Source organism: Roseburia sp. AF42-8 (assembly GCF_003435965.1).
Lineage (GTDB): Bacteria > Bacillota > Clostridia > Lachnospirales > Lachnospiraceae > Roseburia_C > Roseburia_C amylophila.
In genome coordinates this window covers 41,346-59,684 of the sequence record NZ_QTVB01000010.1, presented here as the reverse complement: position 1 = coordinate 59,684, position 18,339 = coordinate 41,346, and the positions used below count along the sequence as shown (strand labels likewise).

The window sequence follows — 18,339 nt, the reverse complement described above, 5'->3', positions numbered from 1 at the left end:
GGAATGAAACAGAAATGGAAGCAGAAATTACCTGGAATTCTGCTTGGACTGGTTTTCCTGGTCGGACTGGGAATCTTTGCATATCCGACTGTGGCAGATCAATGGAATAAATACCATCAGAGCAGGGCGATTGCCAGTTATGAAGAAACTGTTGCAGATATGGATGAAGTAGACTATCAGAAGCTTTGGGAGATGGCAGAGGAATATAATTCCCAGATAGGTAATAATACCTTCGATGGGGATGCGTTTTCGCAGGAAGAACAGAATATGAGAGGAAGTAAATACTGGTCCGTATTAAATCCGGGAGATAATGGGATAATGGGATATATTTCCATCCCGAAAATAGAACAGAGACTTCCGATTTATCATGGAACTTCGGAGGCAGTATTACAGATTGGCGCAGGTCATATGTCCGGAACCAGTCTTCCGGTTGGTGGTGAGGGAAAACATAGTGTACTGGCAGCACACCGCGGACTGCCAAGTGCGAAACTTTTTACCGATATTGACCAGCTTGTAAAAGGTGATAAATTCTATGTGCATGTATTGGATAAGGTGCTTGCATATGAAGTGGATCAGATTCTGCCGATGGTAGAAAAGGATGATACGGATACTTTGACAGATGCAATGAAGAATGTCGAAGGGGAAGATTATGTAACACTTTTCACCTGCACCCCATATGGTGTAAACAGCCATAGACTGCTGGTGCGTGGTCACAGTGTCCCGCATAATGGAGAGGATGATGAGAAGGCAATAGCCAATGAATCTATGCTTCAGACGGTGAAAGATTATTATATGTTATATGCAATACTGGCAGTTGCAGCAGCAATTCTGATTACAGTTTTGATAAAGATTATTCGAGATAGAAAAGCTTCAAGAGGTTCTAAGGAGGGTGGAAAATGAAAAAGTTAAAAATAAAGAAAGGGTATATTGCGGGATTACTGACGTTGTTTTTGGCAGCGGCAGGATTACATGTGGCATCTGCATATGCCACCAATGTAATAGATCCGGCAGAACCTTGTACTTTGACTTTATCTGTGCCGAAGGGCGAAGAATATACGGAAGAACTGAATGGGATGGAACTGCATGCTAAAATATATCAGGTAGCGACTGTGGATGCAGCAGGAGAGTACAGCGAAACATCAGAATTTAAATCCCTCTCTTTAAAAGATGCGGTAAATGGAGATGTTACATGGGAAGAGATGACAGCGAAGGCAGCGGAGCTTGCTTCGGATAAAACCCCGGATACAGAATGCACGATTACGGATGGAACAGGAGAGAAAGAACTGAATTCTGGGATATATCTTGTTGTGGTTGAATCTGCATCAACCGGTTTTTATGAGTATAATTTTAATCCAGGTCTGATTGCGTTGCCGGATAATCAGGCATTTCATTCTGCAGGCGCAGAAAACAAATGGATTTATGAGGTTACAGCAAATCTAAAACCGGAACGTTCTCCACGGTATGGAAGTCTTCTTATACAGAAAAATCTTGATAACTATAATGAGACAATGAAAGAGGTAACCTTTGTATTTTCGATAGAAGCAGTAGATGAAAATGGTAATACGGTATACAGTAATGTAGTATCGACCACACATTCATCGGCAGGAACGAAAGCGGCAATTGCAGATCATATTCCGGCAGGTGCAAAAGTTACTGTGACAGAGGTATATAGTGGGGCTGGTTATAGACTGGTAAGTGAGCCACAGCAGACAGCAGAAATCAGTGCGGATGAAATCGTAACAGTGGAGTTTGATAATACATATGACCATGGATTGAATCCGGGTTACGGAGTGACCAATCATTTCGATTATGATGAAGATGAGGGATGGCAGTGGACACAATTACCGGATAATAGTGTAAAGGAAGAATAAAGGAGGCTGGAATATAAGATGATGAAGAAAAAAACAAAAGTGTTCTGGCTGACTGCAGCAGCATTGGTATTCCTTGCAGGGGCAGCAGTGCCACCGGCAATGGCGTATTTTACAACTTATGTGGAAGCGGAAGGAGGATATCCGATTACACTTGGTAATGAAACTACAATAGAAGAAAAAGTTGAAAATATGGAGAAGCATATCGTACTTACAAATACAGGAGAAAGTGATTGCTTTGTCAGAGTAAAGGTATTCGCAGGAAGTCAGATTACATTAACTATGTCCGGCTTGTCATGGAATCAGGGCGAAGATGGCTATTGGTATTATAGTGATATTGTTCCGGTAAGTGGCAATACAGAAGAACTTTTAGCCAAAATAGCAATACCGGAGGAATATAAAGAGAGTTTTAATGTAGTGGTCGTTCAGGAGTGTACACCGGTTCTCTATGAAGAGGATGGAACACCATATGCAGACTGGAACCGGATTGCAGATACCAGGACAGATATAGGAACTGCAGATGCAAGGGAGGCTGGTGAAGAATGAGCCGATTGAAAAAAGTAATGAAGGGAAGAAAAGGAACCTTTTTATTATTGGGTGCAGCAGTACTTCTTCTGGCAGGAAGTGCGGTTGGAAGTGCGAGAGCAGCACTTACTTACTATAGTGAGAATTATACTGCACAGATGGAAATGTATGATATCGGAGTGACTCTGGTGGAAGAATCTGTCAAGGGTTCTAAGAATATCAGCAGCCGTGATTATGCAGGAAGTGATGATGCCTGGAAGCAAAATCAGGGAGCACTTCTTACAGATATGCTGGATGAGACCGATGGAAAGCTGGTAGCCGGAAGAAATTATAAGGAAGCACTTTCCGTAAAAAACAGTGGCAATATTGACGAATATGTCCGTGTGAGAATTTATAAGAGCTGGAAGAATGAGGATGGAAGCAAGGAAACAACACTTGCTCCGAGTTTGATTGAATTAAACCTGACCCAGAATGGCTGGATTGTGGATGAAAATGCATCTACGGAGGAGAGAACTGTTCTTTACTGGCCATCGGTATTGAAGGTGGGTGAGAGTACACCGGCATTTTCTGATACTTTAAAGATTGATAATTCCATTACGTCAAAGGTAACGGAGCATACAACGGAGGAAAATGGACTTAAGACCACTACTACAACATTTAATTATAATGGGGTTTCCTTTCATGTAGAGGCAGAAGTGGATGCCGTACAGACACACAATGCGCAGGATGCGATTAAGAGTGCCTGGGGAGTTGATGTTTCTGTTGATTCCAATGGAAATCTGACATTACTGCAGTAAGGAGGAGACTGAGATGAAGAGAAAATGGATTGGTATCATGGCAGCTCTGGCTCTGGTTGCAGCAGCCTCTGTTCAGGTACAGGCAGAAGAGTTTTCCGGCGGTGATGACTGGAACGTAACGTTTGATGGAGAAAAATTAAACAGCACATTTAAAAATGCAGATATTGATGATGCGATATATCAGCTTCAGCCGGGAGATACGGTAAATATCAGACTGGAGTTAAAGAATACCTATGATGGGGATACGCAGTGGTATATGACAAATCAGGTATTACAGAGCCTTGAGGATTCACAGAGTGTGGCTTCCGGAGGAGCGTATTCGTACATACTTTCTTTTACGGCTCCGGATGGAAGTAACCGTATTTTATACAGCAGTGAAAATGTAGGTGGAGATACGGTAGGAGAAAGTGGTGAAGGTCTTCACCAGGCAACCAATGCAATGAAAGATTATTTCTATCTGGATGAGCTTGCGAAAGGTGAAAAAGCAGAGATTGCACTAACCGTAAAGCTGGAAGGTGAGACACAGGGAAATACCTATCAGGATACCCTGGCAAAATTGCAGATGAATTTTGCGGTAGAATTATTATCCAGTGGTTCAACACCATTGTCGAATCATGTCGTTATTAAAACGGGTGACAATAATCAGGTGCTTCTTTTTTCGGCACTTGCTCTGGCGGCAGGACTTGTTTTAGTCGTCCTTTTTGTTGTGAGAGTGAAGAGGACACGAAAAGAAGATGAGGCAGCTGAAAATCGGTTGGAAAAGGAGGAGTAAGGGATGAAGAATAAAATAAAAGAAAGAATGGAACGTATTCTTCGCGGAAGTATTTTATTTACAACATTACTTACACTGGCATTTCCGGTACAGGCATGGGCAAAAGTTGGTGGAAATGAAACAGAATATACCTATATAGTAACGTTATGCTCTGGAAATCAGGGATATTTTTCAGATACGAATGGAATTACAGTAGACAATCATATAACAGGTTCTTCTTATCAGATTGAAAAGGAAAGCCAGGGAGAAAAAATAAAAATCAGTGGACTGAAATATGGTGACCGGGTTATGGTTCGGGCACAGTCCTGTATTCAGCTAAAGGAAGATGGAAAATATTATATTGGTGGAATCCGGGAGAGCGGAAGGGATAATAATACTGTTGGAAAATCTGCCTTTGTGGTAGAATCTGATCAGGAGTATGTAGCAGCATATGCAATTGCGGGAAATATGGTAGCATATACTGTGAATTATCAGGATGCCAATGGAAATGCACTTTCAGACAGTGAGACCTTCTATGGTGCAGTGGGTGACCAGCCGGTGGTGGCGTTTAAATATTTTGAAAATTATCGTCCGCAGGCATATAATCTGACGAAAACCTTAAACAGCAATGAAGCGGAAAACATTTTTACGTTTGTATACACGGCGGATACACAGAGTGCGGCAAACAGTGCAAATGCCGGAAATGATGCAAATGCGGCAAACAATGCAAATGCAGCAAATAATGCGAATGCAGCAAACAATGCGAATGCAGCAAACAATGCAAATGCAGCAAACAATGCGAATGCAGCAGATGATGCCAATGCGGATAATAATCAAGGGGCAGATAGAAATGTAAATATTCCGGATGAAGAGACTCCGCAGGAACTGGTAAATCTTGATGATGAGGAAACTCCGTTAGCAGATATGCAGCAAAAGGATGAGAAGACCAAAAGACCGGCAGGAAATATGCCATTGCTGATTGGTGTAGCATCAGCGGCAGTTGCAGGACTTGTGGCTCTTACTGCTTTTGCATTACGAAGAAAGAAAATGAATGTCAGAGCAGAGGCATTAACGAATGGGAAAAACAAAAAGAAAAAAGAGGACAATAGCCAGAATCTGTAGTATGATAGGAGTATCTCTTCTGATATTGGTGATTCTGATTTGCATACCATTGACATTACCAAGGCTTACAGGGTTTGATATTTATACAGTTGTAACCGGAAGCATGGAACCGGCGATTCCGGTAGGAAGTCTTATTTATGTCAGGGAAGAAGCACCGGCAGAACTTATGGAAGGTGAAGTTGTGGCATATCGGAGCGATACAGATGCGGGAATTATCATTACCCATCGTGTGGTGAAGAATCAGGTGGTGTCCGGTCAGCTGATTACCAAAGGAGATGCAAATGAAGCGGAGGATATTTCCCCGGTTTCCTATGCACAGGTAATTGGAAAAGTAACCCTGACCATTCCGGTATTAGGAGGGATATTTGCAGCTATGGTAACCTTTTACGGTAAAATTGTAATCGTCTCAGTTGTATTACTGGCGGCAATTTTATTATATATAGGTACAGATAGCAGGAATATACAGGAAAAGGAATAGGTGTGTTGTCATGCAGAGGCAGAAGAGCCGGCACAGTAAGAAATATTACCTGATAGTATGGATGGCCGCAGGGCTATTGCTGATGAGCTGTGCATTGGGAGGCTGCGGCGGAGAGAAGAATTCTCCGGAACAAAGCAGCAATGATACCGCAAAGGGAAATCGTGATGCGACAGCAGAAGTATTACATCCGGAGGCTTCCGGGGAAGTGGCTTATGGGACAGATCAGATTGCCATTGATGCATCGCATGCATCCGATGGTTATGTGATGCTTAATTATACCGGAACCAATGAAAAAGTGAAATTCCAGATAGAGACACCGGAAGGGGAAGCATATACCTATCTGGTGACAAAGAATGGAACGTATATTGTATATCCACTGACACAGGGAAGCGGTACTTACCAGTTGACCTTATATGAAGCTGCATCAGTAGAAGAAAATTTGTATGCAACAGCATTTACCCAGAGTATTGATGTTACCATTACGGATGAATTTGTCCCATTTCTGGCACCTAACTGCTATGTGGATTTTGATGAGAATTCCAAGGCGGTAAAGAAAGGGGAAGAACTGGCAGCAGGCTGCGGCAGTGACCTTGATGTAGTAACCAACATTTATCATTATGTAATTGAAAATATTACATATGATGAAGAAAAAGCAGAGAATGTTGCATATGGATATGTGCCGGATGTAGATGAAACACTTTCGTCCGGAAAAGGAATCTGTTTTGATTATGCAGCATTGATGGCAGCGATGCTTCGTTCGCAGAGAATTCCAACCAAACTTCAGGTAGGATATGCGGGTGAGGCTTATCATGCGTGGATCAGCTGTTATGTGGATGAGATAGGCTGGGTAGATAATATAATATCTTTTGATGGAAAGGACTGGTCTCTTATGGATCCGACCCTGGCAGCCAATAATGATGATGATACCGTAAAAGATTATATTGGCGACGGAAGCCGTTATATTATAAAGTACACATATTAAGAGAGGAAGAAAAGTATGGGAAAAAGTAAAAAACAGCAAAAGCTGTCAAATCTTGAATGTGCATCTTTTTGCAGCCAGATGACAATGGTTCTGCATGCAGGCTTTCCGGCAGTTGAGGGGGTGTCATTATTACTGGAAGATGCAAAGGATGTGCAGGAAAAGGCAATACTTCAGGTAATGTATGATGAAATGATAAATACAGGACTGTTATATCCGGCACTGGAAAAGACCGGTGTATTTCCGGATTATCTTCTTCAGATGGTTAAGATAGGAGAAGAAACAGGTACACTGGATGATGTTATGGATGGGCTGACTCACCATTATGAGCGTGAGGATGAGATAGAGAAGAGTATTAAAAGTGCACTTACATATCCTTTGATTATGGTTGCTATGATGATAGCTGTAATTGTGATACTTTTGACAAAAGTAATGCCGGTATTTGAACAGGTATTTCACCAGTTAGGCAGACAGATGACCGGATTTTCCGGTGGTATGCTGGCATTGGGAAAAACAATTTCGAATTATGCAATTGTATTCATTGCAATAGCGACGGTAATCGTTGGAGTATTTGTTTATTTTGTAAAGAGCAGCAGAGGACGAAGAGCGTTTGCCGGTTTTAGCAGAAAAATGCACTTGTTTCATGGTTTATACGATAAAATCGCAGCATGCCGTTTCGCAGACAGCCTGTATCTGACTTTAAAGAGTGGACAAAATCCGCAAAAGGGACTGGAATTTGCAGACGAATTGATTGCAGATAAGAATTTTTCAAAGAAGATTAAGAAATGCAGCCAGAAAATGGAAGAGGGCGAGGATTTTGCAGCAGCAGTAGGCGGTGCCGGAATATTTGAGGGCTTGTATGAGAGGATGCTGGTGATTTCCGGGAAAACTGGAGAGACCGATGAAACATTAGAGACGATAGCAAGACAGTATGAAAGAGAAATTGATCAGAGAATGTCTTCTTATATTGCAATATTAGAACCGACACTTGTAATTATTTTGTCTGTTATTGTCGGAATGATACTGTTATCCGTGATTCTTCCGTTGATGGGAATTATGGCAGGACTGTAAGAAGGAGATGCATATGGAAGGATTTCGTCGAAAGAGGCTTTTTTTCATGAAAAAGGCATTCTGTCTGGGCAAAGATATTATTTACGGTGGCCATTTCCTGTTGTATTATTTTATTGACCTGCCATGGATTGAACCGATTGATGGCGGATAGTAAAGAGGAGGAAAAACGTTCTTTAGAAGAGGCTCTGCAGAGAGAAATCGTGCAGTGTTATGTGCTGGAAGGACATTACCCGGACAGTCTTTCGTATCTGGAAGAACAGTATGGTTTTTCCTATGATAAGGAGCAGTTTTTTGTGGACTACCAGCTGCTTGGAGCAAACATTATGCCGGATGTGACAGTAATTGAGCGCAAGAATTAGAGTGAAGAGGGATGAATATGGCAGAGAGTACCGCCAGAAAACATACAATTGATATATTATTTCCATGGGCATTGTTTGGGCTGCTGGCAATCTGCGGACTTCTGGTGCTTATCCTGGCAGCAGATATTTATCAGGATACGACGACTATGGCAGATGAAAATTATGAAAGCAGAACAGTATTGTCTTATCTTACGGAGAAGATTCATCAGAATGATAATGGGACAGTTACTATTGGTTCGGTAGATGGAACAGACAGTCTTATAATCCGTCAGGATTATGATGGAGAAGAATATTGCACCTATATTTTTGAAGAGGATGGCATGTTGAAAGAGCTTTTTGTCCGGTCCGGAACTGCTGTAAGTACAGCGGATGGAAAGGCAGTCATTCCGGTTGAAGATTTTAAAATGGAAGCTTTGGAAAATGGATTATTGCATTTTTCCTGTACGTCGGAAGATGGGAGAAAAATGGATACTGTGGTGGCTGTTGTCGGCAGAAGACAGGAATAGAGGAAGGCATATGATAGAAGGGCAGGCAAGACGTTCCGGGGTATTTTTACTGGAACTTATGATATCGATTTTATTTTTCTGTATTGCTGCAGCGGTGGGATTGCAGCTATTTGTAAAATCCCATTGCATCAGTGAAGATGCAGGAAATATGAATATGGCAGTACATAAGGCTGCAGCGGCAGCAGAAGTATTCCGCTCCGGAACAGATATGGAAGATTATCTGAAGGAAGAGTATTCTTATTATGAGAAAGAGGATAATACATTTTTGGTATCCTTTGCTGCTGACTGGGAGAACTGTAAGACGAAAGATGCGGAATATACCCTGTGGATTACACTGGGTGAAGCGAAGCAGCGGATGGTCGGTCATTTTGCAGTAAAGCAGAAGGACGGGGAGAAAGATAAGATTATTTATGAAGTGGAACTAAAGAGAGTAATCAGTCAGAGAGAGGCAGCAGAAGATGAGTAAGAGTGCATTATATGAAGAAAAACACAGACCGCGTATAGCCAGTCCTTTTGGATACTCTTTTTTGTTAGTGGTAGTATTGATTCTGACTTTTTTATTATTCGCAGTGTTGTCATTATCTTCGTCCCTGCGGGATTATAAATACAGTAAACGGGCGGCAGATAAGATGAGTGCCTATTATGAAGCATGTAACAAGGCAAATGATGTCTTAGCAGAGATAGATGCTATTCTGGAAGAATCCGAAAATAAAGAAATGGCGCTGCAGGAAATTTCCGGATTGCCGGAGGTGAAGGATGCAGCTGATACCATAAGCTTTTGTGTGCCGGAGACGGACACCCAGGAGTTACGTGTAAAGCTTTCAATTACGGAAGAGACGGATAGAGAGACAGGAAAAATGCTGGAATGGAGCATATTAGAATGGAAAGAAACTGCTACTGATGTAAGACAGGAGGAAACCAGACTTCCGTTGATGGAGCAGCAGAAATAAAGAGATTGGTGGGAAAATTATGGATGTAAAAGAAGTATTACGAAAAGCAGTAGAGGAACACGCATCAGATATATTTATTATAGCCGGACTTCCGATATCATATCGTTCGAATAATGTAATTATAAAAGAAGAGGGGGAGCGGTTGATGCCTCCTGAGACAGAAAATTATTTAGAGCAGATATATGAACTTGCGGACCATCGTGATATTGACCGGTTGTTAAAGCATGGGGATGATGATTTCTCTTTTGCGGTGCAGGGACTGTCAAGATTCCGTGTCAGTGCTTATAAGCAAAGAGGTGCTTTATCAGCAGTGGTTCGTGTGATTACCTTTGATTTGCCGAAGCCGGAGGACATTGGAATTCCACAGAATATCATTGACCTTGGTCTGCAGCCAAAGGGAATGGTATTAGTAACAGGACCGGCAGGAAGTGGTAAGTCTACCACGTTAGCCTGCATGGTAGATGCACTGAACCGCCGGTGTGCCAAGCATATTATTACGTTAGAGGATCCGATTGAATATCTGCACAGCCATCAGCATGGAATTATCAGCCAGCGTGAAATAAATGTAGATACTGAAAATTATGTAACGGCATTGCGTGCATCCCTGCGGCAGAGTCCGGATGTGATCCTTCTTGGAGAAATGCGTGATTACGAGACGATTGGTGTTGCTATGACGGCAGCAGAGACAGGTCATCTTATTATATCCACCTTACATACCATAGGAGCGGCTAATACCATTGACCGTATCATTGATGTGTTCCCGGCAAATCAGCAGCGGCAGATTGCAGTACAGCTTTCCATGGTGCTGCAGGCGATTGTTTCCCAGCAGCTTGTGCCGGATGTGAATGGCAATGTGATCCCGGCATTTGAAATTATGACTGTGACACCGGCAATCCGCAATATGATTCGTGAGAATAAAGTGCCACAGATTGACGGCGTTGTATATTCCTCGAACCGGGAAGATATGATATCCATGGACAGCAGTCTTTTGAAATTGTATCAGGAAGGAAAGATTACAAAAGAGACAGCACTGGTTTATGCATCCAATCCGGAAATGTTACAGAAACGCTTATAAAAATAGCTTGACGAGGCATAGAGAACATGATACAATACAACAGTTGTGAATAGGCGATGGTCCTCTGTTGCAAATGAATGCATTAAGAACATCAAAATATACAGGAGGTCACAAAATGAACGCAAGTGAAATTATTAAGAACATTGAAGCAGAGCAGTTAAAGGCAGATGCACCAGAGTTTCGTGTAGGAGATACCGTTAAGGTTTATGCGAAAATCAAAGAGGGAAACCGTGAAAGAATTCAGGTTTTCGAAGGTGTTGTATTAAAGAAACAGGGCGGAAGCAACCGTGAGACATTTACCGTTCGTAAATTCTCTAATGGTGTTGGCGTAGAGAAGACCTGGCCATTACATTCTCCTAACGTAGAGAAGGTTGAAGTAGTAAGAGCTGGTAAAGTAAGAAGAGCTAAGCTGAATTACTTAAGAGGTCGTATCGGTAAGAAAGCAAAAGTAAAAGAGTTAGTAAAATAAGAATCTGTCAGAGGGACGTGCCAATGTGTATCGTCCCTCTTGTTGTATTTACGCGAGTAGCGAGAGAAATCGCATGCTTGCATGCAGATTTGGCGAGCACCGCGATAACTCGAGAAACTCGCAAAGCGTGTTTCTCGTAGTTACCACGTATTCATAAGAAGCTGCCGGTGGCAGTTTCTGCAGATATATCGAATGATATTTAGGTAAGAAGGAGAACATAAGATTATGCGTAGAGGCAGCGTTCGTGGTCTGAATTTTGGCAGACGTAGAAAGAAAATAAATGTACCACTGCTGAAGGAAATCGGCACCTGGGTCATTGAGATTGCAATTGTCCTGGTGATTTCATTTGTATTTGTATATTTTATCGGACTTCGGACCACTGTGGTAGGACAGTCCATGAACCCTACGATAGAGAACGGAGAAGAGATTCTGGTTAATCGTTTTGTTTATAAACTGAAGAAACCAAAAGCAAATGATGTTATTGTATTTCTTCCAAATGGAAATGAAAAGTCGCATTATTATGTAAAGCGTGTCATTGGGGTGCCGGGAGATAAGATACAGATAAAGAATGGAGCAGTCTATGTAAATGGAGAGCTGTTTGATGAAAAAGTAGATACAGCTGCCATTGAAGATGCAGGACTGGCATCCGAAGAGATTACGGTAGGGGAAGATGAGTATTTTGTATTGGGAGATAACCGCAACAGCAGTGAGGACAGCCGTTATGCCAATATTGGAAATGTAAAACGGGAATATATTATAGGAAAAGCATGGTTCCGGATTTCTCCGCTCCGGAAAATCGGTTTTATCAAATAGAAGGACAGTAAGGGAAGAGAGGAAAATAAGATGCAGTTTCAATGGTATCCGGGACATATGACGAAAGCAAAACGTCAGATGCAGGAAGATATAAAACTGGTAGATTTAGTAATAGAGCTGGTGGATGCAAGAATTCCGGTGAGCAGCAGAAATCCGGATATAGATACCCTGGGAAAAGGAAAAGCCCGTCTGATTTTGTTGAACAAATCTGACCTTGCAGATGAAAGAAAAAATGAAGGCTGGACAGAGTTTTTTAAGAAAAAGGGCTATTATGTAGTGCGCATGGATGCCAGAAATAAAGGAAGCATGAAGCAGGTGTCTGCAATTATAGCAGAAGCCTGCAAGGAAAAGGCGGAGCGTGATTTACGAAGAGGAATCAAGAACCGTCCGGTGCGGGCTATGGTAGTGGGAATCCCAAATGTGGGAAAATCCACCTTTATCAATACTTTTGCGGGAAAAGCCTGCGCCAAGACCGGAAATAAGCCAGGTGTAACCAAGGGCAAGCAGTGGATTCGCCTGAATAAGAATGTAGAACTTTTGGATACACCGGGTATTTTATGGCCAAAGTTTGAAGACCAGAGCGTTGGGTTAAGACTGGCACTGATAGGTTCTATCAAAGATGATATTTTAAATATTGATGAACTTTCACTGGAACTGATTCAGATTCTGCGGGAAGAGTATCCGGGTGTATTAAAGGAAAGATATGGAATGGAAGAAGAGGGAACACCGGCAGAGATGTTGGAGAAAATTGCCTTAAACCGTGGCTGTATCAAAAAAGGAAATGAAGTAGATTATGCCAAAGCCGCTGCACTGGTGCTGGATGAATTCCGTACCGGAAAGCTTGGTAAAATTTCACTTGAAAAACCGGAAGTGGAAGCATAAGATAAAATAAGAATAGGAATCAAAAAGAGTTGGAGCAAGACGGAGATATGAAGGAAGAAGAACGCGGCAAAAGAGGAAAGGCGGTAAGGGAAAGTGTCAGTTTCATACTATATCTCATTGTGATTGTGGTACTGACATTTTTGATGATACGTTATGTTGGACAGCGGACCAGAGTGGATGGTTCGTCCATGGAAAATACCCTTACCAATGGAGATAATCTGATTGTAGATAAGATATCCTATCGGTTTCATGAACCGGAACGTTTTGATATTATTGTATTTCCGTATCAGTATAAGGAAGACACTTATTTTATCAAACGGATTATCGGAATGCCGGGAGAAACGGTACAGATTACCGATAAGGGAGAGATATTGATTAACGGAGAAGAACTGGTAGAATCTTATGGAAGAGAGGTTATTAAAGACCCGGGACTTGCATCAGACCCGATTACATTAGGTGAGGATGAATATTTTGTGATGGGAGATAACCGCAATTACAGCAAGGACAGCAGGTTCCCGGATGTTGGAAATATCAAGCGGGCGGATATCATAGGAAAAGCATGGCTTAGAATCTATCCATTTGATAAAATTGGATTTATCCGGCATCAGTAATAAAAACGAAAGAGTAGTCAGAGGATAAAGTGATTATGGCAGAAGAGAAGAAAATCGGAGCAATCAAAGAAGAGTTACAGGCAGCAGAAGACAGTATGCTGCCTGATTTTATAGCAAGATATGAAAAAGATGAACGAAGCGGCGTAAAGACCCTTGTGGAAAAAGCACGAAAGCGGATACAGAAGCTTGAGACAGAGTATGCCCGGATTGAAAATCTGAAAAAGTATGAAAAAGAATATGCGGATGCCGGTTATATCTGCGGTATAGATGAAGTGGGAAGAGGTCCGCTGGCGGGGCCGGTTGTGGCAGGAGCTGTGATTCTGCCAAAGGATTGTGACATTTTATATATCAATGATTCCAAGAAACTCAGTGCATCCATGCGTGAAAAACTCTATGATGAAATTATGGAGAAGGCAGTGGCAACAGGAATTGGAATGGCAGGTCCGGGGCGGATTGATGAAACTAATATTTTGCAGGCTACTTATGAAGCTATGCGGCAGGCTATAACGAATTTGAAAGTAAAACCCGATATATTATTAAATGATGCGGTGACAATACCGGGAGTAGATATCCGTCAGGTTCCGATTATCAAAGGAGATGCAAAGAGCATTTCCATTGGAGCAGCCAGTATCATTGCAAAGGTAACAAGGGATCGCATGATGGAAGAATATGCGAAAATTATGCCGGAATATGGATTTGCGGATAACAAGGGTTATGGCTCCGCAGCCCATATTGCAGCAATCAAAGAATATGGACCAACACCAATTCACCGGAGAACCTTTATTAAGAATTTTTACAGTGAATAATTCCAAAGAAATTGGCGATGCAGAGTGGAGTGATTGATATGCAGATTTCAGACATGTTAGCACAATACAACAGAAGTTCGGCTACCGGAGCTACAGCAACAGCCCCGCAGCAAGGGTTCAGCAGCTGGTATCAGCCGTACGGGAAATGACGGTAGGAAATGTATTTGAAGGAACCGTAAATGATATCAAAAACGGAACGGTTACGCTTGGACTGGCAAATGGCCAGACTGTTCAGGCGAGAATAGCAGCAGGCGTACAGTTAGCCGTTGGTCAGGCGATGTTTTTCCAGGTGAAATCCAATGATGGAACTACCGTTGAAATTCGACCTTATACCAATGGAAATCTCAATAATCCGACGTTGTTAAAGGCACTGGATGCAGCAGGCATTCCGGCAGAACCAAGAATGATAGATATGGTCAATTCCATGATGGAAGAGCAGATGTCCATTGGCAGGGAAAGCCTGATGGATATGGCACGCAGTATTTCTGCATATCCGGATGCGGATATTAAGTCACTGGTATTGATGCATAAGCTTGACATTCCGATGTCAGAAGAATTTATCCGGCAGTTTGAAAATTATAAATCTGATCAGGTGGCAATCACTTCACAGTTTGATGATGTCTTGGAAAGCATCGGAAAATTATATCAGAACGAAAACCTTTCCGAGACAGAGGCATTGGAACTGGGAAGCCGAATCTATCAGGTGTTGAAGCAGGATGGTTCTTTGGATATGTCTGTAATTGTAAAAGAGGGAGTACAGAAAGGAAGCTGGAGTCCGGTGGGACTTCAGGAAGGAGCCATACTGGAAGGAGCGTCAGAATTTGCTGCCACAGAAATCACAGGAACGGAATTATCAGAAGCTGAAACGATAGCAGGATCCATAGAAGAAACATTAGATGGCGTGCAGTATTATGCCAGGGGCAGTGTCGGTGCATTGTTTACAGAGGGGCAGATGAAGGATTTTTCAAATCTTCTGAAAGAATTTCCACAGCTTGCAGGCAGTAAATTATTTACCGCAGAGGGGGCTTTAAATGGAAATCTTTCTACGGGTGCATTTCTAAAAGAACTGCATCAGGCACTGGATGAGATAATGGGTTTAACCGGAGGTTCTGCAAAGAAACTGTTTTCCAGTAAAGAGTATCAGAAAGTGCTGGAATATGAGGTAAAACAGCAGTGGACACTAAAACCGGAAGAAATCAAAGGGGATGCTGTCAGGCATCTTTATGAGAAGATGGAAAATCAGATGCAGAAGATGCAGGAGCTGGTGCAGGAATCCGGTCAGAGCAATACTTCCCTTGCGAAAGCAGTAAGTAATCTGCAGGGGAATATTGAATTTATGAATCAGATTAATAATGCCTATCATTATGTGCAGATTCCCCTTCGGATGTCAAATCAGAATGCTCACGGAGATTTATTTGTCTATACTAATAAGAGTGGTGTGGACAGACCGGATGGCGAACTGAGTGCTTTTTTACATCTTGATATGGATAACCTTGGTGCAACGGATGTGTCTGTGCGGATGAAGGATAGAAAGGTGCATACGAATTTTTATCTGGAGGATGAGAAATCCTATGATTTAATCGAAGAACATATGGCTGAGCTGATGCAGCGGCTGCAGGAGAAAGGATATTCCTGTACGGTACAGGTGGAGAACCAGTCCGGAAAGAAAAATCTGGTTGAAGATTTTATGCAGCAGGAGCATCCGTCAGCCGGAATCCTGCATCGGTATTCCTTTGATATGAGGGCGTAATTTATGAAAAATGGAATCTGGCATCCGGCAGACTTTGATGGGAAAAATGCCGGAGAAGCTAAAACAAAAGAAAAAGAGAAAACAAAAGAAAAAACAGCAGTTGCCATCGCATATGAGCCGGGAGAGAGGGCACCAAAGATACTGGCAACCGGTAAGGGGTATCTTGCGGATAAAATTATTGAGAAAGCCAAAGAGGAAGACGTTCCGCTGTATCAGGATAATCAGCTGGCAAATACCTTATCCAGGCTTGAAATTGGAGATATGATTCCGCCAGAATTATATGAAGTAGTGGCAGAGATACTTGTCTTTGTCGATGATATGGATAAGCTGCGCAGTAAATTGGAATAAAAATAGCTGTAACGGCAAACGGGATAGTGGAAATCCAAATAGCAGGAATAACAGAAAGGGGAGCAGGGATGGAAAATAAACGCAGCATGGGCAGTGAGTATGAAAAAAAGGCGGCAGAGTATTTAAAGGCATCCGGCTGCAGCATCTGTGAGATGAATTACCGCTGCAGGTTTGGAGAAATTGATATGATTGCAAGAGATGGAAAATATCTTGTTTTTGCAGAAGTAAAATACCGCAGTGATACCGGAAAGGGACTTCCACAGGAAGCGGTAGATTACCGCAAACAAAGGAAAATATCAAGAGTGGCAGATTATTACCTGATGTGTAAACATATGATGGGACTGCCCTGCAGGTTTGATGTGATTGCAATATTAGGAGAGGACATACAGTGGCTGAAGGATGCTTTCCCCTATATAGAGCCTTATTAGTGACAGATGAGACTTGATACAGGAAAAAGAATGCTGGAGAATTGAACCAGTTACAGCATGGAATTCGTTACAGCATGGAGTTGGAACTGGAAAAATAAGAACAGGAAAAGAAAAATGACAGAATTTCAGATAAAAGAGGATGGACGAACCATGATACCGTCCGTATTTTCCCATGCGGGGAAAAAAGAATTAGTGTTACTGCAGTATCCACAGTTGCAGGCACTTGATATGGTAAAACACTGCTTTACCACAAGAATGGGTGGAGTAAGTAAGAATGAATTTTCTTCGCTGGATTTAAGCTTTAACCGTGGAGATGACATAGAGGCAGTAAAGGAAAATTTCCGCAGGGTAGCTGAGGCAATGGAAGTTCCGGCAGGGCAGATTGTCTGCTCTGACCAGACCCATACCACCAATGTAAGAAAAGTAACAGCAGAGGATGCAGGAAGCGGACTGACAAAGGAACGGCCGTATCATGATGTGGATGGATTGATTACCGATGTGCCGGGGCTGATGCTTGCAACCTTTTATGCAGACTGTGTGCCGCTTTACTTTGTGGATACAAAGCATAAGGCAATCGGACTGAGCCATTCCGGCTGGAGGGGCACGGTTAACAGAATGGGAAGAGCCACGCTGAAAGCAATGGCAGAAGCATATGGAACAGTACCGGAGGATGTATGGTGTGCGATAGGCCCATCTATCTGCCAGGACTGTTATGAAGTAAGTGAAGATGTGGCACTGGAATTTGAGCAGGAGTTTTCCGGTCATGGCAGTGAAATTATGTACCGGAAAGAAAATGGAAAGTATCAGTTAAATCTCTGGAAAGCCAATGAAAGAGTGCTTTTAGATGCGGGAATCCTGCCGGAAAAACTAATCTTGCCGAATGTGTGTACCTGTTGTAACAGTGAACTGTTGTTTTCGCACAGAGCAAGCCATGGAAGAAGAGGAAATCTTGGGGCATTTTTGTGCATTAAATAGAAAAATGTCAAAAAATGAAAAATTTTTTTGTTCACAAAGCAAACATGTGATATAATTAGGATAAATAATTTAGGAGGGCAGAAATATGCAGTTGAATGAGATATTTAATGCAGAAGATATAGAGGTACTTTTTGCACAATGGGAAAACGTAACAGGAGTAAAACCATTACTTCTGGATTCTGATGGAAGTGTAGCAATCGGGGAAGGTGAAGCATCTGAATACAGAGATGTGATCAAAGCCGGAATTGAAATTGTTGGATATCTTTCTTATGCAAAGAAGGAAGACGCAGAGGATGAAAACGAAGCTAAATCTAAGATAGCAGCTCTGACTATCGTTCTGACACAGCTTGCAGCATCTGAAGAGAAGAGAATGGATGAAGAGAAGAAGAATTCTGATATTCATGAGAATGTACAGAAGACCTCAGAATACATCCAGAAGATTAATGATATTACCAAACAGCTGGACAAGATTGAAAAGAACCAGAAGATTCTTGCGTTAAACGCTTCTATTGAGGCTGCTCGTGCAGGAGAGGCTGGAAAAGGATTCGCAATTGTTGCAACCAATGTATCTGCACTGGCAACAGACTTTGGTAATAACAACCGCGAAATTAAAGATGAATTACAGAAGTTAAATGAAGTAATTGCAGCAATTGAAAAATGTGAATAATATTTCCTGATGAAAGGAAGATAGAGTAGTGTAAAGAGACGGAATCAGTGTAAACTGGTTTCGTTTTTTTTGCTTTACAGGAAATTGCTTTCCTGTAAAGTAAAAAACG

General features: G+C 42.1%; 24 protein-coding genes. All 24 read left to right on the top strand.

Annotation, left to right across the window (positions count from 1 at the left end; translation table 11 throughout):
* Positions 1-3 precede the first annotated feature (3 nt).
* A complete protein-coding gene (locus DW059_RS06300) occupies positions 4-900 on the top strand; it encodes a class C sortase (RefSeq protein WP_117698206.1) in 897 nt (298 codons plus the stop codon).
* Complete coding sequence (locus tag DW059_RS06295) at positions 897-1,871, top strand: DUF5979 domain-containing protein (protein ID WP_117698205.1); 975 nt, start codon at positions 897-899, stop codon at positions 1,869-1,871. The genes DW059_RS06300 and DW059_RS06295 overlap by 4 nt, the downstream gene beginning before the upstream one ends.
* Before the next feature lie 18 nt (positions 1,872-1,889).
* On the top strand, positions 1,890-2,414 hold the full coding sequence (locus DW059_RS06290) for a hypothetical protein (RefSeq protein WP_117698204.1): 525 nt from the start codon (positions 1,890-1,892) through the stop codon (positions 2,412-2,414).
* The gene (locus DW059_RS06285; RefSeq protein WP_117698203.1) at positions 2,411-3,190 is read left to right on the top strand and encodes a hypothetical protein; all 780 of its coding nucleotides are present in this window, start codon (positions 2,411-2,413) and stop codon (positions 3,188-3,190) included. The genes DW059_RS06290 and DW059_RS06285 overlap by 4 nt, the downstream gene beginning before the upstream one ends.
* Positions 3,191-3,203: 13 nt before the next feature.
* Entirely contained in the window at positions 3,204-3,962 is a 759-nt protein-coding gene (locus tag DW059_RS06280) for a hypothetical protein (protein WP_117698202.1), read from the top strand.
* Between the two features lie 3 nt (positions 3,963-3,965).
* The gene (locus DW059_RS06275; RefSeq protein ID WP_199534315.1) at positions 3,966-5,063 is read left to right on the top strand and encodes a MucBP domain-containing protein; all 1,098 of its coding nucleotides are present in this window, start codon (positions 3,966-3,968) and stop codon (positions 5,061-5,063) included.
* A gap of 1 nt (position 5,064) precedes the next feature.
* Positions 5,065-5,541, top strand: coding sequence for a signal peptidase I (locus tag DW059_RS06270; protein ID WP_242986144.1), 477 nt, complete (start codon positions 5,065-5,067; stop codon positions 5,539-5,541).
* A gap of 10 nt (positions 5,542-5,551) precedes the next feature.
* Positions 5,552-6,523, top strand: a complete 972-nt coding sequence (locus DW059_RS06265; protein WP_242986142.1) for a transglutaminase-like domain-containing protein — start codon at positions 5,552-5,554, stop codon at positions 6,521-6,523.
* 15 nt (positions 6,524-6,538) lie between these two features.
* Positions 6,539-7,591: a type II secretion system F family protein gene (locus tag DW059_RS06260; RefSeq protein ID WP_117698200.1), complete on the top strand. Its 1,053-nt coding sequence runs from the start codon at positions 6,539-6,541 to the stop codon at positions 7,589-7,591.
* A 140-nt stretch (positions 7,592-7,731) separates the two neighbouring features.
* A complete protein-coding gene (locus DW059_RS06255) occupies positions 7,732-7,950 on the top strand; it encodes a hypothetical protein (protein WP_117698199.1) in 219 nt (72 codons plus the stop codon).
* A 17-nt stretch (positions 7,951-7,967) separates the two neighbouring features.
* Positions 7,968-8,456: a DUF4860 domain-containing protein gene (locus DW059_RS06250; RefSeq protein ID WP_158552059.1), complete on the top strand. Its 489-nt coding sequence runs from the start codon at positions 7,968-7,970 to the stop codon at positions 8,454-8,456.
* A 10-nt stretch (positions 8,457-8,466) separates the two neighbouring features.
* The gene (locus tag DW059_RS06245) at positions 8,467-8,922 is read left to right on the top strand and encodes a hypothetical protein (protein WP_117698197.1); all 456 of its coding nucleotides are present in this window, start codon (positions 8,467-8,469) and stop codon (positions 8,920-8,922) included.
* Positions 8,915-9,406 carry a hypothetical protein gene (locus DW059_RS06240; RefSeq protein ID WP_117698196.1) on the top strand — a complete coding sequence of 164 codons (492 nt, stop codon included), beginning with the start codon at positions 8,915-8,917 and terminating at the stop codon, positions 9,404-9,406. Before DW059_RS06245 ends, DW059_RS06240 begins: the two co-directional genes overlap by 8 nt.
* Positions 9,407-9,425: 19 nt before the next feature.
* The gene (locus DW059_RS06235) at positions 9,426-10,481 is read left to right on the top strand and encodes a type IV pilus twitching motility protein PilT (RefSeq protein WP_022242452.1); all 1,056 of its coding nucleotides are present in this window, start codon (positions 9,426-9,428) and stop codon (positions 10,479-10,481) included.
* Between the two features lie 115 nt (positions 10,482-10,596).
* A complete protein-coding gene (rplS, locus tag DW059_RS06230) occupies positions 10,597-10,950 on the top strand; it encodes a 50S ribosomal protein L19 (RefSeq protein WP_022242453.1) in 354 nt (117 codons plus the stop codon).
* Positions 10,951-11,175: 225 nt separating this feature from the next.
* The gene (lepB, locus tag DW059_RS06225) at positions 11,176-11,763 is read left to right on the top strand and encodes a signal peptidase I (RefSeq protein ID WP_197420859.1); all 588 of its coding nucleotides are present in this window, start codon (positions 11,176-11,178) and stop codon (positions 11,761-11,763) included.
* 30 nt (positions 11,764-11,793) lie between these two features.
* Positions 11,794-12,645 (top strand): ribosome biogenesis GTPase YlqF, encoded by an 852-nt coding sequence (gene ylqF / locus DW059_RS06220; protein ID WP_022242455.1) that lies wholly within the window; start codon positions 11,794-11,796, stop codon positions 12,643-12,645.
* 47 nt (positions 12,646-12,692) lie between these two features.
* Positions 12,693-13,256, top strand: coding sequence for a signal peptidase I (gene lepB, locus DW059_RS06215; protein ID WP_022242456.1), 564 nt, complete (start codon positions 12,693-12,695; stop codon positions 13,254-13,256).
* A 35-nt stretch (positions 13,257-13,291) separates the two neighbouring features.
* Positions 13,292-14,062, top strand: a complete 771-nt coding sequence (locus DW059_RS06210) for a ribonuclease HII (protein ID WP_117698194.1) — start codon at positions 13,292-13,294, stop codon at positions 14,060-14,062.
* 145 nt (positions 14,063-14,207) lie between these two features.
* Positions 14,208-15,812, top strand: coding sequence for a flagellar hook-length control protein FliK (fliK, locus tag DW059_RS06205; RefSeq protein WP_117698193.1), 1,605 nt, complete (start codon positions 14,208-14,210; stop codon positions 15,810-15,812).
* Positions 15,813-15,815: 3 nt separating this feature from the next.
* Positions 15,816-16,160 (top strand): EscU/YscU/HrcU family type III secretion system export apparatus switch protein, encoded by a 345-nt coding sequence (locus tag DW059_RS06200; RefSeq protein WP_117698192.1) that lies wholly within the window; start codon positions 15,816-15,818, stop codon positions 16,158-16,160.
* Positions 16,161-16,228: 68 nt separating this feature from the next.
* Positions 16,229-16,588, top strand: coding sequence for a YraN family protein (locus DW059_RS06195; protein ID WP_022242460.1), 360 nt, complete (start codon positions 16,229-16,231; stop codon positions 16,586-16,588).
* A 114-nt stretch (positions 16,589-16,702) separates the two neighbouring features.
* On the top strand, positions 16,703-17,563 hold the full coding sequence (gene pgeF / locus DW059_RS06190) for a peptidoglycan editing factor PgeF (protein ID WP_117698191.1): 861 nt from the start codon (positions 16,703-16,705) through the stop codon (positions 17,561-17,563).
* A gap of 85 nt (positions 17,564-17,648) precedes the next feature.
* Complete coding sequence (locus DW059_RS16730) at positions 17,649-18,230, top strand: methyl-accepting chemotaxis protein (RefSeq protein WP_117698190.1); 582 nt, start codon at positions 17,649-17,651, stop codon at positions 18,228-18,230.
* Positions 18,231-18,339 lie beyond the last annotated feature (109 nt).

Excerpts from the sequence above, each read along its gene's own strand:
- DW059_RS06300 (WP_117698206.1), top strand. The coding sequence starts at position 4 with ATGAAACAGAAATGGAAGCAGAAATTACCTGGAATTCTGCTTGGACTG.
- DW059_RS06295 (WP_117698205.1), top strand. The coding sequence starts at position 897 with ATGAAAAAGTTAAAAATAAAGAAAGGGTATATTGCGGGATTACTGACG.
- DW059_RS06290 (WP_117698204.1), top strand. The coding sequence starts at position 1,890 with ATGATGAAGAAAAAAACAAAAGTGTTCTGGCTGACTGCAGCAGCATTG.
- DW059_RS06285 (WP_117698203.1), top strand. The coding sequence starts at position 2,411 with ATGAGCCGATTGAAAAAAGTAATGAAGGGAAGAAAAGGAACCTTTTTA.
- DW059_RS06280 (WP_117698202.1), top strand. The coding sequence starts at position 3,204 with ATGAAGAGAAAATGGATTGGTATCATGGCAGCTCTGGCTCTGGTTGCA.
- DW059_RS06275 (WP_199534315.1), top strand. The coding sequence starts at position 3,966 with ATGAAGAATAAAATAAAAGAAAGAATGGAACGTATTCTTCGCGGAAGT.
- DW059_RS06270 (WP_242986144.1), top strand. The coding sequence starts at position 5,065 with ATGATAGGAGTATCTCTTCTGATATTGGTGATTCTGATTTGCATACCA.
- DW059_RS06265 (WP_242986142.1), top strand. The coding sequence starts at position 5,552 with ATGCAGAGGCAGAAGAGCCGGCACAGTAAGAAATATTACCTGATAGTA.
- DW059_RS06260 (WP_117698200.1), top strand. The coding sequence starts at position 6,539 with ATGGGAAAAAGTAAAAAACAGCAAAAGCTGTCAAATCTTGAATGTGCA.
- DW059_RS06255 (WP_117698199.1), top strand. The coding sequence starts at position 7,732 with ATGGCGGATAGTAAAGAGGAGGAAAAACGTTCTTTAGAAGAGGCTCTG.
- DW059_RS06250 (WP_158552059.1), top strand. The coding sequence starts at position 7,968 with ATGGCAGAGAGTACCGCCAGAAAACATACAATTGATATATTATTTCCA.
- DW059_RS06245 (WP_117698197.1), top strand. The coding sequence starts at position 8,467 with ATGATAGAAGGGCAGGCAAGACGTTCCGGGGTATTTTTACTGGAACTT.
- DW059_RS06240 (WP_117698196.1), top strand. The coding sequence starts at position 8,915 with ATGAGTAAGAGTGCATTATATGAAGAAAAACACAGACCGCGTATAGCC.
- DW059_RS06235 (WP_022242452.1), top strand. The coding sequence starts at position 9,426 with ATGGATGTAAAAGAAGTATTACGAAAAGCAGTAGAGGAACACGCATCA.
- rplS (WP_022242453.1), top strand. The coding sequence starts at position 10,597 with ATGAACGCAAGTGAAATTATTAAGAACATTGAAGCAGAGCAGTTAAAG.
- lepB (WP_197420859.1), top strand. The coding sequence starts at position 11,176 with ATGCGTAGAGGCAGCGTTCGTGGTCTGAATTTTGGCAGACGTAGAAAG.
- ylqF (WP_022242455.1), top strand. The coding sequence starts at position 11,794 with ATGCAGTTTCAATGGTATCCGGGACATATGACGAAAGCAAAACGTCAG.
- lepB (WP_022242456.1), top strand. The coding sequence starts at position 12,693 with ATGAAGGAAGAAGAACGCGGCAAAAGAGGAAAGGCGGTAAGGGAAAGT.
- DW059_RS06210 (WP_117698194.1), top strand. The coding sequence starts at position 13,292 with ATGGCAGAAGAGAAGAAAATCGGAGCAATCAAAGAAGAGTTACAGGCA.
- fliK (WP_117698193.1), top strand. The coding sequence starts at position 14,208 with ATGACGGTAGGAAATGTATTTGAAGGAACCGTAAATGATATCAAAAAC.
- DW059_RS06200 (WP_117698192.1), top strand. The coding sequence starts at position 15,816 with ATGAAAAATGGAATCTGGCATCCGGCAGACTTTGATGGGAAAAATGCC.
- DW059_RS06195 (WP_022242460.1), top strand. The coding sequence starts at position 16,229 with ATGGAAAATAAACGCAGCATGGGCAGTGAGTATGAAAAAAAGGCGGCA.
- pgeF (WP_117698191.1), top strand. The coding sequence starts at position 16,703 with ATGACAGAATTTCAGATAAAAGAGGATGGACGAACCATGATACCGTCC.
- DW059_RS16730 (WP_117698190.1), top strand. The coding sequence starts at position 17,649 with ATGCAGTTGAATGAGATATTTAATGCAGAAGATATAGAGGTACTTTTT.